Annotated in this window: 15 protein-coding genes; 4 read left to right on the top strand and 11 right to left on the bottom strand. The window is 30.2% G+C overall.

All coding sequences use genetic code 11. The annotated features are described in order from the left end of the window. Nucleotides 1-138: 138 nt before the first annotated feature. Nucleotides 139-1038 (top strand): YdcF family protein, encoded by a 900-nt coding sequence (locus K5Q11_RS04170; RefSeq protein WP_220751335.1) that lies wholly within the window; start codon nucleotides 139-141, stop codon nucleotides 1036-1038. Between the two features lie 38 nt (nucleotides 1039-1076). Here the strand turns inward: K5Q11_RS04170 and K5Q11_RS04165 are convergent, their stop codons facing one another. From K5Q11_RS04165 to K5Q11_RS04155, 3 genes are all read right to left on the bottom strand, one after another. Beyond that, a complete protein-coding gene (locus tag K5Q11_RS04165; RefSeq protein ID WP_220751334.1) occupies nucleotides 1077-1466 on the bottom strand; it encodes a DUF1093 domain-containing protein in 390 nt (129 codons plus the stop codon). A 24-nt stretch (nucleotides 1467-1490) separates the two neighbouring features. Continuing rightward, nucleotides 1491-4148: an HAD-IC family P-type ATPase gene (locus tag K5Q11_RS04160; RefSeq protein WP_220751333.1), complete on the bottom strand. Its 2658-nt coding sequence runs from the start codon at nucleotides 4146-4148 to the stop codon at nucleotides 1491-1493. 227 nt (nucleotides 4149-4375) lie between these two features. After that, complete coding sequence (locus tag K5Q11_RS04155) at nucleotides 4376-4657, bottom strand: ArsR/SmtB family transcription factor (RefSeq protein ID WP_220728805.1); 282 nt, start codon at nucleotides 4655-4657, stop codon at nucleotides 4376-4378. A 138-nt stretch (nucleotides 4658-4795) separates the two neighbouring features. Here K5Q11_RS04155 and K5Q11_RS04150 point away from each other — a divergent pair, with 138 nt between their 5' ends. Next, complete coding sequence (locus K5Q11_RS04150) at nucleotides 4796-5695, top strand: metal ABC transporter solute-binding protein, Zn/Mn family (RefSeq protein ID WP_251067910.1); 900 nt, start codon at nucleotides 4796-4798, stop codon at nucleotides 5693-5695. Between the two features lie 33 nt (nucleotides 5696-5728). On the opposite strand, the gene K5Q11_RS04145 is transcribed toward K5Q11_RS04150, so the two are convergent. The 7 genes from K5Q11_RS04145 to K5Q11_RS04115 form a co-directional block, all read right to left on the bottom strand. Further along, nucleotides 5729-6112, bottom strand: coding sequence for an Hsp20/alpha crystallin family protein (locus tag K5Q11_RS04145; protein ID WP_220751331.1), 384 nt, complete (start codon nucleotides 6110-6112; stop codon nucleotides 5729-5731). Nucleotides 6113-6130: 18 nt separating this feature from the next. Beyond that, complete coding sequence (locus K5Q11_RS04140; protein WP_251067909.1) at nucleotides 6131-6544, bottom strand: Hsp20/alpha crystallin family protein; 414 nt, start codon at nucleotides 6542-6544, stop codon at nucleotides 6131-6133. 135 nt (nucleotides 6545-6679) lie between these two features. Continuing rightward, entirely contained in the window at nucleotides 6680-7990 is a 1311-nt protein-coding gene (locus K5Q11_RS04135) for a GH25 family lysozyme (RefSeq protein ID WP_220751329.1), read from the bottom strand. An 84-nt stretch (nucleotides 7991-8074) separates the two neighbouring features. After that, nucleotides 8075-9388: a sensor histidine kinase gene (locus K5Q11_RS04130; protein WP_220728810.1), complete on the bottom strand. Its 1314-nt coding sequence runs from the start codon at nucleotides 9386-9388 to the stop codon at nucleotides 8075-8077. Continuing rightward, entirely contained in the window at nucleotides 9388-10077 is a 690-nt protein-coding gene (locus K5Q11_RS04125; protein ID WP_220728811.1) for a response regulator transcription factor, read from the bottom strand. Before K5Q11_RS04125 ends, K5Q11_RS04130 begins: the two co-directional genes overlap by 1 nt. 90 nt (nucleotides 10078-10167) lie before the next feature. Beyond that, nucleotides 10168-10689 (bottom strand): DNA-3-methyladenine glycosylase I, encoded by a 522-nt coding sequence (locus K5Q11_RS04120; protein ID WP_220751328.1) that lies wholly within the window; start codon nucleotides 10687-10689, stop codon nucleotides 10168-10170. Between the two features lie 62 nt (nucleotides 10690-10751). Continuing rightward, entirely contained in the window at nucleotides 10752-11105 is a 354-nt protein-coding gene (locus K5Q11_RS04115) for a hypothetical protein (protein WP_220728813.1), read from the bottom strand. 184 nt (nucleotides 11106-11289) lie between these two features. On the opposite strand from K5Q11_RS04115, the gene K5Q11_RS04110 reads away from it, so the two are divergent. Then, the gene (locus tag K5Q11_RS04110) at nucleotides 11290-12630 is read left to right on the top strand and encodes a hemolysin family protein (protein ID WP_373310680.1); all 1341 of its coding nucleotides are present in this window, start codon (nucleotides 11290-11292) and stop codon (nucleotides 12628-12630) included. A gap of 64 nt (nucleotides 12631-12694) precedes the next feature. Further along, nucleotides 12695-13156, top strand: coding sequence for a class Ib ribonucleoside-diphosphate reductase assembly flavoprotein NrdI (gene nrdI / locus K5Q11_RS04105; RefSeq protein ID WP_220751327.1), 462 nt, complete (start codon nucleotides 12695-12697; stop codon nucleotides 13154-13156). Nucleotides 13157-13174: 18 nt separating this feature from the next. Here the strand turns inward: nrdI and K5Q11_RS04100 are convergent, their stop codons facing one another. Continuing rightward, nucleotides 13175-14347, bottom strand: coding sequence for an MDR family MFS transporter (locus tag K5Q11_RS04100; RefSeq protein WP_220751326.1), 1173 nt, complete (start codon nucleotides 14345-14347; stop codon nucleotides 13175-13177). Between the last annotated feature and the right edge of the window lie 148 nt (nucleotides 14348-14495).

Raw genomic sequence — 14495 nt, 5'->3', positions numbered from 1 at the left:
GCGATAAATATTTTAACAATATTCATATTAATAGCATTAATCAGTTGGATTGGAACAATTTTAAGCTATTCAAAAAATAAAGCACGTTTACTAAATGGTTTTTTACTTATATTTAGTTTAATTTTCACCTTAAGTGCTATGGCTATAACTGTAATAACTATTAACAACGATGTTTTAACTAGAATTTCACTAATATGTTTCATAGTAATAATGTTTCCTTTGACCATAATTTACACACTACAATGGATTTTATGGTTATGGAATGCTTGGATCGTATGGCGTAAAGAAAGTCACTCGTTAGCTAACATGTTAACTTTAATAATCGGGTTAGCTATATTAATATCGCCAATTATTGTTAATATAATTAACAATACATTCAACAATAAAATTAGTGATTTTATCATTTCATTAATTCAACTATCTACTTTTTATGTTGTATTTTGTTTTGCTGGTTTTATTAGTTCCGCTGTAATGTGTCTACTATATAGACCAAAGAAAAACAAAGATTATATTATTGTATTAGGATCAGGATTAATAAATGGAAATCAAGTATCACCATTGTTAGCAGCTCGAATTAACAAAGGGATTAATTTTATGCAACAACAAATTCAAAGTGGTCAAAAAGCACCAGTATTAATTTGTTCAGGTGGTCAAGGTAAAGACGAAACTATCTCCGAAGGTACAGCCATGCGAGAATATGTGCTTAGCAAAGGCGTTCCGGAAAACTTAGTAATGGCCGAAACTAAATCTAAAAATACCTTACAAAATATGCAATTTTCAAAAAAGATTATTGAAAGTAAAAATATTAATCCTAATAATGGAATTTTTGTTTCTAATAATTATCATATATATCGCGCCAGTGGATATGCTAGAATATCTGGTTTAAACATTAACGGTATTGGAGCCAAAACTAGTTATTTCTTCATACCCAATGCAATTATTCGTGAATATATAGCAATTTTACTTGGACATAAAAAAATCCATCTAATTATGGGAATTTTAATTTTAATAGTATCAATCTGGAAAACGGTTCACTAAAAAAGCGACTACTCTGTTAGGAGTAATCGCTTTTTTAATTAGTTTAATTTATTAATTATCCGTTTTGGAACATCAGAAATATTTACTGTATTGGGGCCTTTAACAATCAGTTGATTGCTAACTTCCGCTTTAACAATCGAACCCGGTTTCAATGGTTTTACATGTTCGCCAGATAAATAATGTTCCATTGATATCACTTGGCCCTTTTCATTAACAAATTTAAAGTGGTATTTATAAGTATAAACACCCTTTACAATTTTATTATTTGAATCTTTAGCCTGTTCTTTAGATGGTATCTTATCAGGTACTTTAGCATATGCAACTTCACCATTATACCTGTTTTGATAGTATTCATTACCATTTTTAAAAATAAAGAAACCCAGTAAAACAATCAAAAACACTAATAGTACCAAAAATATTTTTTTCATGTATAAATTTTTCCTATCAAAATATTATTTTTTTAATTTTTTAGAAATAAATTTATCTACTTCAGCTAATGCTAATACAATTACTCCAGCTACAATTGCAATTGACCATCCCATAAAGCCAATACCAGTGGTATAAAATGCACCCTGCATAAATGGAATGTAAGTTAAAGCTAATTGTAACAGAATCATTATTCCGACGATCATAAAGGCTTGCGGATTGCTGAATAATGTTTTAGAGAATAGTGCCTGTTTAGTACGAATACTAAATAAATAGAAAATTTTCGCAAAAACAATCACATTTACAACAACTGTACTTGCAAAAACATCACTAAATCCATTAGCTGTTAACATTTCGAAAGCTACTATTCCCAAAATAGCCATTAAAGCAGATAACCAGCAAATTCTGATTCCATCCCATTTATTTAACAAACTACCATTCGTTTTACGAGGTTTTTGCTTCATTAAGTCCTGTTCACCGGGCTCAAAAATAAACGCAAATTGAATCGTAATAGCTGAGACCATATTAATCCATAACAACTGAGTTGGCTGCAATGGCATATCATTTTGCATTAAAATCGTAAAAGCAATAATTAATCCCTCAGCAAAAGAAGTTGGTAATAAGAATTGAATACTCTTCTTAATATTGTCATATATACGACGACCTTCTTTAATAGCTGGTGCAAGCGTTCCAAATTTATCATCAGTTAACACCATGTCAGCTGATTCTTTAGCAATATCAGTTCCTTTGTTACCCATAGCAACTCCGATATCAGCACGTTTTAAAGCTGGAGCATCATTAATCCCATCTCCAGTCATAGCAGTTACCTTGCCGCTATCTTGCAAAGCTTTTATGATGTCATATTTATTCTGTGGAGTTGTACGTGCAAACACTTGATTTTCTAAAACTGCTTTTTTAAATCCGGCTTTATTCATGCCATCTAATTCAGCACCCGTTACTGCATGAATTTTTTGAGCCAAACCTAGCTGTTCACCAATAGCTTTAGCTGTGATTGGATTATCACCAGTAATCATTTTCACTGCTATTCCAGCCTCATTCATTTCACGAAGAGCCTTCATAACACTTTCACGTGGTGGATCAATAATCCCTGCTAAACCTAGTAAATGAATTCCTTGTTTTATTTGATTATGAGTTATTTCGTTAACGGAAGCATCAACGTCTTGGTAACCTACAGCAATTACTCGTTTACCATGTTCAGACAAGTCAGCCACTTGCTGATTCCACTTATCCATATCAAAGTTTTTATCAACTTTTTGAGCTAAAGCTAGCAACTTATCAGGTGAACCTTTAATAAACAGTTTTCGTTTACCATTATCATCATCTACTAATTTAGCAATATATCTAAAATCAGAATCAAATGGCAATAGGTCAATTTCTTTATAGCGGTTATTGTTGTCTGTTCCCAATGCTTTAGTATAAGCAGTTAAGAAAGCTCCATCAGTAGGTTCACCATTTAAAACCCATTTATTATTTTCTTGATTTAATTGTGCATCATTAGCTTCATTTCCAGCTTCTAAAAATAGTTTCAAAGTATCATTCATTTGAACCTTGTTGCCATTTTCAGTAATTTCACCCTTAGGAGTATAACCATTTCCAGTAACCTGATAGACATGGTCACTTAAAATAATGTCTTTAATGGTCATTTCGTTTTTAGTTAACGTTCCTGTTTTATCAGTAGCAATAACATCAACTGAGCCTAAAGTTTCTACCGCCGGTAAACTTTTAATGATGGTATTTTTATTTTTAGCCATATCACTAACTCCACGAGATAACACCACGGAGGTAGTAGCAGGTAATCCTTCTGGGATTGAACCTACAATCATAGCTACTACTGATAATGACAACACACTTAGTGAATAAGTTTCTAAAAAGAAACCTAGCAAGAACAATAGTGCTGACGCAAAAATAATTACGTATGACACCCACTTGCCTAATCCATCTAACTCACGCATTAAAGGTGTTTTACTATCTTTAGCTTGACTAATGTTTTCAGAAATTCTACCAATTTCAGTGTTTTTACCTGTAGAAACTACTATTCCACTAGCACTTCCGGAGGTTACTGAAGTATAGGCAAATGCCATGTTTGTTTGTTCAGCTAAAGCTGGATTATCGTCTTTAATAATTGCAGTATCTTTTGCAATTGAATCAGATTCTCCAGTTAGAGATGATTCTTGTATTCTAACATTATCAGTATCTATCAAACGCATATCAGCAGGAACTTTATCTCCAGCTTCTAAAAAGACAACATCCCCAACAACCACATCTTTGGTTGGAATATCTATTCGATGTCCATCTCGATAAACTGTTGAATTAGTTGCTAAAATACTTTTTATTTTCTCTAACGCATTAGATGCGTTAGCCTCTTGGTAATATCCAATAAATGCATTGATAAAAATTACCAAAATGATAATAAACGAATCTGAAAAATGTTGTAATAACAACGTTAATATCGCTGAAAAAATCAAGACGTATATAATAACGTTATTAAACTGTCTTAAGAACAGTTTCCACTTAGATTCCTTCTTGAATTTTAACTCGTTAGTTCCGTATTGTTCTAATCTATCTTTTGCCTGCTTAGAATCTAAACCAGAGTTAATGTCTTTTATATTGTACTTAGATTTGAGTTCACTCAAAGTTAATTTAAAATCTTTTGAATTATTCAAATTAATCGTTAGCTCCTTTATTTAATAGTATCCATTTTATATTGTGGTACTAAAAAATAAACTATTCAATTAAAAAGAACGGCAAAAATTTATAGTTACTGCGCTGCGGAACGTCATCCATTCGATGTTTCCTCCTTAATTTTAGTAGCAATATCATATCAAATTATTTTGAACTATTTAATTGTATTAATATTTTCTAAAGATATATTTAAGAAAAAATTAACATTTCATTCGCTAAAATGATCTTTTAAAATTTGTAATATCGTCTCAACATGCTTATCAGATATCGAGTAATAATGACTTCGCCCTTGTTTTTGTAATTTGGCTAATCCTGAATCAGTTAAAATTCTTAAATGGTGTGAGATTGAAGTTTGACTCTTATTAGTATGTTCCACTAAAGTCTGAACATTAGTATCTCCGTTTTGAATTAAATAATACAATATATTAATTCTAGTTTCGTCATTTAGTGCCCGACCTAATGTTTTTAAACCTTGTTTGAAAGTATTCATATTAAATAACTCCTTAAATATTTATATATTTAAATGTTTCAATATATGATTATATCACACATATGTGTTGACAGTTCATATATTTTTAAGTATGATTGCTTTTGCAATATAAAAATAATATTTAGGAGCGTAAATAAATTGAAAAAATCATTCAGTAAAGTTGTTTATCTTATCGGTACTATTTTAACTTTTACATTATTATTAAGTGCCTGTGGTAGTAATAATAAAGAAAGTAGTAAATCAAATAAAATTAATGTAGTTACTTCTGTTAATTTTTATAGTGAAGCAGCTAAAGCTGTTCTGGGCGATAAAGGCAATGTTACTTCAATCATTAATTCACCATCTTCCGATCCACATGATTTCCAACCCACTCCCAAAGATTCAAAAACAGTGGCTAAAGCTGACTTTGTAATTTATAATGGTGCTCATTATGATTCATGGATGCAAAGTTTGCTAAACAATAACTCATCAGCTAAAGTTACTAACGTCTCTAATGACTTAATGGGAAAAGATGATCACGATAATGCTCATATTTGGTATGACTATCGAACTATGCCTAAATTAGTAAACAGTTTAGCTAAACAATTTAGTAAAAAAGATGCTAAAAATGCTAAATTTTACGAAAACAACGCTAAAAAATATATTGAATCTTTAAAACCAATTGAAAAAACTGTAAAACAAATAAAGCAACAACACAAGCATAACAATAAAGTAGATGTGACTGAACCTGTATTTAATTACATGCTAAATGATATGGGTTACACAATTAATGATGCCGGCTTTTCTAAGGCTGTTGAACATGAAATTGACCCCACACCACAAAATATTCGTGACCTACAAGATGACATTAAACACAAAAAAATCTCATTTTTAGTCGTAAATAGTCAGACTTCAGATACTACTGTGCAAAACATGATTAAGTTAGCTAACGAAAACAAATTAACTATTGTTAAAGTTAGTGAAACTATGCCTAAAAATACTAACTACAAAGACTGGATTATGAGTTCTTTAAACCAAGTTAAAAATTTAAATAAATAAAAAAACACCCTCAAAGGGTGTTTTTTATTACGATTAATCGATGCTAATACTATGTCCCTGATTATCACCGTTAACTTTTGGAAGTACAACGTTTAAAATACCATCTTCATATGATGCCTGTATTTTCTTTATATCCACATTTGGTAAATAGAACGAACGCTTAATATCATTTGAAGATATTTCACTAAAAACTACTTTACTATTCTCTTCATCATGATTAGCATTTTTCTTGGCATTTATACTTAATGTGTTATCTCGATAGTCCATGTGGATGTCATTTTTATCAAATCCGGCTAACTCAGCATTAACTTCATAAGTATCGCCATTATCAATAATATCTGTCTTCATATTATTGTTATCATTGAAGAAACCGTTATCTAACAAATTTTGTACTGGATTTACAAATTCATTTCTCATAAAAATACCTCCCTAAAACTAGTCAATATCAATGTTATCAAATGTGTTATTTTGTCTATCTTTTGGAAGTGTCACTCTCAAAATGCCACCATCATAACTAGCCTTGATATCTTCTACTTTAATGTTTGGAATACGGAAAGAACGAGCTACACTCTTTGAAGAACGTTCAATACGTAAAAACTTATTATTATTGTCCTTATTAACTTCATGATCAGCTTTAATAATTAACTTGTTGTCACGATAATTCAAATGGATATTATCCTTTTTGAAACCAGGTAATTCAGAGGTAACCACGTAGTTATCCTTGTTTTCAATAACATCTGTTCGCATTTGATTACCAGCAAATGAACTGAAGAAATTATCATCAAAATCACTCGTAAAATTATTCATTGGACTGAATAGATTCATATTATTTCTTAATTCTATAGCCATAATCAAAACCCCTTTAACTTATATATTTATTGGTTTCTTTATCAATCAACAACTATATAATAGTCAGTATTGGTCAAGCATTCAAGAAAATAGCTTACAAATAAAAAAAGAAATCCAAAAGGATTTCTTTTTTTATTATTTAAAAGCAGATTGATAAATCCACCCCATATTTTTGCCACGATAATAACAAAGATAGTAATAGCTCTTCCAACCATCTTTCTTAGCACGTGACACAATTTGCATTTTTTTATTTCCATAATTTTTGCCATAGTGTTTAATAGAAATATCATTATATTTACTACCATTAACATGATTATAAAAGTTAACTTTAGCATTAACATTCATAGTTTTATTTTTAAAATATTTTTGATAGCTAATGTAAATTCCTAACGAACTATCCTTAATCCAACCTAATAATTTACCGTTATAATAACATCTGTAGTAATTATTACCATTTACCTGTGCTTGACTATTAAAAGTTACATTTTTTCCAGCATAACTTGAACCTTGATATTTTACTTTTGATGAACCCTTATACTTATTATCATCAGGTACATGGTTATAAAAATTATCGCTAACATTATTTGATAACGTTTTAACTCCGCTTTTTGCATAATAACTAGTGTTGTCAGCAACTGGGTTGTTATTGTTTTGTTGGTTATTTTCACTGTTATTACCACTATTAGAATTATTATTGCTACTGTTAGAACTATTATTGGAATTTCCAGAATTATTGTTCGACTGGTTACTAGTGTTATTAGAATTGTTAGGAGTAAAATTATTATCGCCGATAAACCAATTACTATCTTTAACTGTTAACAAACTAGAATCAATGTATTGATTTAAGGCCGGTGAGTAATATTTATCAGTATATTGCCATAAAACATGTTCGCGACTAGGTTCATTAGTTTGATATGCTGCCAGCCAGTATCCATCATAGTTACTAATAGCTTGAGCCGCGTATTTCAACATAAAGCTTTGATATGAGTAAAATAAAATTTTACGATTGCCGACTAATGGACGTAAAGCTTGTAACCAAGCATTAGTAGCATCATTAGTATCACCATCTGTAACTGACTGTGTTTCGTAATCATTTACATAAAATTTAGCATTTGGAGCACGGTTGTATAAGGTGCGAGCTTCATCTGCTGCATCTGGTACACTTTCATACATACTATATGAATAAACCCCATATGGAATACCATATTTATTCAACAAATCACGATTTTGCTGGAATGTTTTATCAGCATATGCACTACCATATTGAACTCTTAAAATAACAAATGGTACCTCATTCTTTAAACTTTGTACCTGGCTATTAGTAAACACTCCCTGATGTTCTGATAAATCATAAACGTTGTTAGAATCTGCTTGAGCATTTAATTTCACACCAAATAATACCATTGCGCAAATAGCAAACAACAAAAGAAACTTATGTTTTTTCATGAAAAAACTCCCATTAAATTATGTTTTCAGTTTTTAGTATTAAAGCCATACTACTATTATTTAAACATTTTTTAAAGAGTCGTTTTATTTTAAAGAAATTGTAACTTGAAAAATGGTTCCTGTTGGATGATTATCTTTCACTGATATTTTGCCCTTATGCTCAGTAACTATCCACTGCGCTATTGATAAACCTAATCCGTTCCCACCTGTTTTAGAATTTCTAGATTTATCAGTTCGATAAAATCGATCAAAAATGTGTACTTTATCTGAATTCGAAATACCAATTCCATTATCAGAAACTTTTATATCTAAACTATCTTTAACTCTATTAATGCTAACTTCAATTTCACCATGAGCAGAAGTGTATTTAATTGCATTATCTAATAGTATAACCATTAACTGTCTAATCAAATCTTGATCTAACATTCCATTCCCACTAGCATTAACGTTTACTAACAATTGCTTATTTTGACTACTAGCAATTTCAGTATACGGTGTAAGAATATTATTAAACCAACTATTCAACTGAGTATTTTGTAAATTAACTTGAATAATATTGGAATCCGAACGTGCCAGCATTAATAAGCGATTAGTCAAAATCTTTAAATGTTGAATTTCATCTAAAGAAGTGGAAATAGGTTTTATTTGATCCATTACAGTATCTTTAGGCTTAGTCAATAAATATTCCATTTGATTTTGAATAACTGTTAAGGGGGTTCTTAACTCATGAGCAGCATTAGAACTAAAGTCTCTTTGACGTAACCAAGATTTTATAATTGGTTTCATACTTGATTTAGATAAGAAATAAGATATAGCAATGGCTAATATCCAAAAAATAATCAAAGTAATAATTAATGCCTCAATAAAACTATTAATGGCCAGTAAATCAGCGTCAATATTTTGTAAAATCAAAACATAATGACCAGCATATAAAACATTCTGATTATTTTTAGGGACCTTAATTAATAATGATCTAAAGTGAGCACTTAATTCATCCGATGCTAATGGCAAGTCTACAATCTTGTTCAACTTAGATAAATCTAAAGTAGTGTTACGTAGTAACGTAAAATTTCTTTCACCCAACATAGATTGATTTAAAATTCGACCGTTTTCATCAAAAACAATTAAATTAGTTTGAAAAGATGCATTTCTTTCTGGCGGCAAAACTCCTGCAACACTTCCATCTTTATCCTTTTGAATATGTAAGGGTAGTTGGTGTGAATTATTAATAATTCTATTTTTTTGTTCACGCATAGCAGCATCAATATTTCCATAAACTGAATTTTGAAACAAATAGTAAACAATCAAACCTAGAGTAAAAAATAAAAATGCAAAAGTTATAAGCTCTTTAATAAACAATTTAAATTGCTGTTGGTTCTCTGGATTATTCTTTTTCACTAATCATCATCCTTTTCCAAAATATATCCAACGTTACGCAAAGTTTTAATTGGATTACTATCAGAAATGTTTTTGATTTTTTTACGCAAATTACTCATATATACTTCAACAACAGTTAAAGCTGTATCTGAATTAAATCCCCATAAACGATCAAAAATTTGTTCTTTAGTAATTATGGTGTTTGGATTTTGCAAAAAGTAAATTAATAAATCATACTCTTTACCATTTAATTTTAGTTCTTGATTTTCTAATTCTACTGAACGGTTATTCAATTTAGCTACAAAGTTACCCACAGTTAGTTCATTATTAGTGCCTAATCTACCATATCTTTTTAAAAGTGCTTTTACTCTTAACAATAACTCTTCCCGATGAAATGGTTTAGTAAGATAGTCGTCTGCACCCAATTGAAATCCATGTACCTTATCAGATAAGGTATCTTTGGCAGTCAAAATCAAGACTGGCATGTCTAATTTATCATCGGTACGCCAACTTTTTAAAATATCATACCCACTTATTTCAGGTAACATTAAATCTAAAACGGCAATATCATAGATTCCTTCTTGCCCCATCATCTTACCTTCAAAACCATCATATGCAACTTGTGTGTTCCCAAGTTCACTCAAAAATTGATTTAAGCTGTCAGCTAATGCTTCATCGTCTTCTACAATTAAAATATTTAAGTCTTTCATCCTTTTCCTCCTCCAACCTCAAAATATTTAAAATAATATTTCTAATTATAACGAGAAAAACTTAAAAATAATTAAAGTGCAAATATATTTTTATTTAAAATCACAATTTTCATCATGTTCCTTAATTACTCCGATGGATTGCATGAATGAGCGTATCATCACCGGACCAATAAATTTAAAACCATCTTTTTTCATTATTTTTGAAATTTTAATGGAAGTAGTATCAATATCATCTATAATCATATGTTTGTTAAAAATTCGATTCAAATAATCATAAAAGCTAAGATTATTAGTTTGCATATTATAAATAACTTTTGCATTGTTAATTACTGCTTTGATTTTCAAACGATTACGAACTATTTGCTTATTCTCTAAAAGATTATTTAAGTCCTTACCCATTAATTTAACTCGATTAATTTGAAAATTAGAAAAAGCAGCTCTAAAGGCTTGTCTTTTGTGCAAAATTGTTTTCCAACTTAAACCCGATTGCATTAATTCTAAACTCATAATTTCAAATAATTTATCATCAGCTTTTACTGGCTTACCCCATTCACTATCATGATATAAAATCATCTGCTCGTCATTTAAATCAACCCAAGCACATCTTTGCATCTAAACATCCCCTTAATAAAAAAGGGATGTAGTAATCAACTACATCCCAAATTATGAAATTTTTATCTAACGATACCTTCGCCTAATTCTCGTGATAATGTCTTTAAAGCATCTTCACGTGTAGTAACTTTATCCATATCGAATATAATATCGTCTAATTTACCACCCTTGAAATCAAATCTTTCAATGTATAAATAAGGATCTACATCTTCCATATCTTGGAATTTTTTATCTAAATGTTTTTCAAATCCTCTGGCCCAAACGTCATCTTGCATAGATTCGAAATCTTTTCTAGTGATGAAACCCTTTTTTTGAATTAAATCAATTCCGCGATTAATATCTTCGTCAGAATATTTAATTTGAGCTTCTCTGATTTCGTCTTGAGTTCTATTATCTTCTTTAGTTTTTGTAGCCATGATGAAACTGTACTTCCTTTTAATTGAATTTTGAATACAATTATAGACTATCACTAACATAACAGTTCGTTAAGCAATTAGCAGGCTAGTTTGTTTCGCTAAGACTTAAAAAAATTACAATTCCGCTGTATAATATTAAGGAAAGAAATTATTATAATATTTTTATGAAATGAGGAATGTTCTGTTGGATAGTGGCGCGGTATTTTTACAAATTATCGTAATTTTAGTTTCATTCTTCTTTGCTGCTTTTTTCGTGGCTTGTGAGTTTGCCTTAGTACAAACCAGATATAGTATGCTAGAAGAAGAAGTCGAGAACAAGGGTAAGACTAAAAAGTTAGCCCGTGAAATGCACATGGTTACAAACTTAAATGATTATTTATCAACAACGCAGGTAGGTTTATCATTGTGTGGTATTTTAATGGGTTGGATTGGTGAATCTTTATTCGTAGATGCGTTATTCCACATTTTAGAAATTGACTCTAAGCTTATTAACCCCGGTACAGCACATGCCATTGGTAGTGTTGTGGGTGTCTTCATTTTGACTTACTTAGAAGTTGTATTCACGGAAGTTGTACCTAAAAATATAAGTATTGCTATTCCACGAAAAGTTTTAGGATTTGTCGCAAGTCCTCTACACTATTTCCACATCCTATTTTACCCCGGAGTTTGGTTGATTAACGTTTCAGCTGCGGGAGTGGTTAAATTATTCGGTATTAAAATGGCAGATGAAAGTGATGAAGCAATGTCACAATCTGAAATTTTAAGTATTTCAAAAGACGCTGTAAAATCCGGTGCTTTAGAAAAATATGATTACTTATATATGCAACGTGCTTTTGAATTTAACGATAAAGTTGCCAAAGACATTATGATTGATCGAACTCAGTTAAATGTTATTGATATAACAACTAAGGTCAAAGATGCAGTGACTCAGTATCTTCAAACTAAGTTCAGTCGAATTCCAGTTGTAGCGGACAACGATAAGGATAAAATATTAGGTTATATCTATAACTATGATGTTGTTCGACAATCACGTGTGGATTCATCAATTGGTATTGATAAATTACTTCGTGACATTATCACTGTACCAGAAACAATGAAAATAACTGAAGTTTTACAAGAAATGATTGAACATCGCACCCCAATGGTCGTAGTTGTGGATGAGTATGGTGGTACATCTGGTATTATTACAGATAAAGATATCTATGAAGAGTTATTTGGTACTGTTCGTGATGAAATTGACCCTGCTACTAATGAGTACATCTTTAAACAACCTAAAGGTACATACCAAGTTAGTGGTAAAATGACAACTCATGATTTTGAAAGATATTTCCACACCGATATTAAAGAATTTAATAAGTCAGATAGTGTTACTTTAGCTGGATACGTTATAGATAAAAATAATGATATCCGAACTGGTGACTCATTCAAAATTAATCAATTCACCTTTAAAGTAATTGATTTTGAAAATTCATTCATTAATTGGTTTGAAGTTAATGTTGATCAAGATAACATAACTAAAAAATAGAAAAAAACAAAAGTCACGTCAAAGTGACTTTTGTTTTTTATATTAGGTAAAAGGAGTGGATATTATGGAAAAAATTAATGTTTTATATATCTCAATTGAAGGTAATACTAAAAACTTTATCAAAAATCTCTCTAAATATGCTAAAAACGAGCACGATCAAGACGAGCAAAAACCTGTCATAAATGCTAAAGAAATTTCAGAACAAACGGATTTTAGTAACGAAACGGATAATTTCTTTGCTTTCGTTCCTACTTATTTAGATGGTGGTAATGGTATTGATAATGGTGTGAAAGAGTTAATGACCAATGTCTTAGGAGAATATATACATTACAATAACAATGCTAGAAAATGCATTGGTGTAGTAGGATCTGGAAATCGAAATTTCAATGAACAATATTGTTTAACGGCACGTAGATATGCTAAAGCTTTCAATTGTGATTTAGTAGCTGACTTCGAATTAAGGGGAACTAGTCGAGATGTAACTAGGGTTTATGAAGCACTAATAAATGAGGCTTCAAAGTATTAATAAAAAAAGCAGTCTCCATTAAGAGACTGCTTTTTTATTTTTATGCATAACATATATTAACGAACCTAAAATAAAGACCGTTGATATTATAAAAAGGCTATTATAGCCAAGATATTCAACAAATAATCCTCCATATAGTGGGCTTAAAGCTCTACCAAAAGACATAAATGAGTTAAAGAAACCTTGATACTTCCCTTTTTCAATAGGACTAGAAAGATTATCAATCCAAGCTGGAACATCTGGTAATCCCATTATTTCACCTACAGTTAATATAACCATGACTGCGACAAAACTAACATAGCTTTTGGTTAAAAGTAATAAAATAAAGGAAATTCCAAAGATAAAAACTCCAAGAAAAATTTGCTTTTGCATATTAAATCTACGCCCTAAATGATTAACAATTGGTTGACCTAAAACAATTATTAAACCATTAATCGTCCATAAAGTTGAATATTTTTCAAAAGAAATCCCCATATTTACCATATGAACTGACATGACACTTTCCCATAGCGTATAACTTAGATAAATGAAAAATACCATCAAACAAATACTATAGATAATCGATTTATTATGATTAGTTGTTAATTGTTTATTAGGTTTAACTGCATTTGACGCTAAAGAATTAGTATTTTCGCTAAAATCTACATCAAATTTCAATAAAGTCATAAGCCAAAGTACTACATAGAAAAAACTAGCCGTAATAAAAACGGTATGCACACCAAATTTTAATAAGTATCCAACCATTGCAGTTCCAATAACCACTCCTAAATTCAAACCAATATATAAAAGATTAAAAACATATCGAGAACTTTTAGAAGTAACTTTAGTTGCATATGAGTTCAATAATGTAAGGTTCATTCCATCACCAAGCCCTAAAAACATTAATAAAAAGGTAAAAATAGGCCATCCATGAAAAAATATCAATAAAACAATTGCGATTGAAGAAACTGAAATTCCTATCATAGAAGTTTTATAAGCCGACCATCTATCGAAAAGATACCCTCCTAAATAGTTACCTAATATCATACAGAGCGACATCATTAATAATGTGAATCCCGAAACCATTAAAGATTTATGTAAATAGTCATTTATGTACATAGTTACTAGTGGCCACATAAAAGAAGAGCCTGCATTCAGCAATAATGAATACACAAAAATTGAACTTAAGCTAAGTTCTTTTCTTTTTAACATTTTTTCATCACCTTTTAATATAAATTTAACTCAATTATAACTGCTTTAGGATACAAAAAAAACTCCCAACCATTGTACCGCCTTAAAAAAGTTAGACATAATATCTAATTTTTTAAGGCGGTTTTTTTATGTCAAAATATTCAACTAA

The organism is Apilactobacillus xinyiensis (genome assembly GCF_019656235.1).
Classification (GTDB): domain Bacteria; phylum Bacillota; class Bacilli; order Lactobacillales; family Lactobacillaceae; genus Apilactobacillus; species Apilactobacillus xinyiensis.
Note: the sequence above shows the minus strand (reverse complement) of the source record. Positions and strands in the feature narration are given on the sequence as shown.

Excerpts from the sequence above, each read along its gene's own strand:
- K5Q11_RS04170 (WP_220751335.1), top strand. The coding sequence starts at position 139 with ATGGCTATAACTGTAATAACTATTAACAACGATGTTTTAACTAGAATT.
- K5Q11_RS04165 (WP_220751334.1), bottom strand. The coding sequence starts at position 1,466 with ATGAAAAAAATATTTTTGGTACTATTAGTGTTTTTGATTGTTTTACTG.
- K5Q11_RS04155 (WP_220728805.1), bottom strand. The coding sequence starts at position 4,657 with ATGAATACTTTCAAACAAGGTTTAAAAACATTAGGTCGGGCACTAAAT.
- K5Q11_RS04145 (WP_220751331.1), bottom strand. The coding sequence starts at position 6,112 with ATGAGAAATGAATTTGTAAATCCAGTACAAAATTTGTTAGATAACGGT.
- K5Q11_RS04140 (WP_251067909.1), bottom strand. The coding sequence starts at position 6,544 with ATGGCTATAGAATTAAGAAATAATATGAATCTATTCAGTCCAATGAAT.
- K5Q11_RS04135 (WP_220751329.1), bottom strand. The coding sequence starts at position 7,990 with ATGAAAAAACATAAGTTTCTTTTGTTGTTTGCTATTTGCGCAATGGTA.
- K5Q11_RS04125 (WP_220728811.1), bottom strand. The coding sequence starts at position 10,077 with ATGAAAGACTTAAATATTTTAATTGTAGAAGACGATGAAGCATTAGCT.
- K5Q11_RS04120 (WP_220751328.1), bottom strand. The coding sequence starts at position 10,689 with ATGCAAAGATGTGCTTGGGTTGATTTAAATGACGAGCAGATGATTTTA.
- K5Q11_RS04115 (WP_220728813.1), bottom strand. The coding sequence starts at position 11,105 with ATGGCTACAAAAACTAAAGAAGATAATAGAACTCAAGACGAAATCAGA.
- nrdI (WP_220751327.1), top strand. The coding sequence starts at position 12,695 with ATGGAAAAAATTAATGTTTTATATATCTCAATTGAAGGTAATACTAAA.
- K5Q11_RS04100 (WP_220751326.1), bottom strand. The coding sequence starts at position 14,347 with ATGTTAAAAAGAAAAGAACTTAGCTTAAGTTCAATTTTTGTGTATTCA.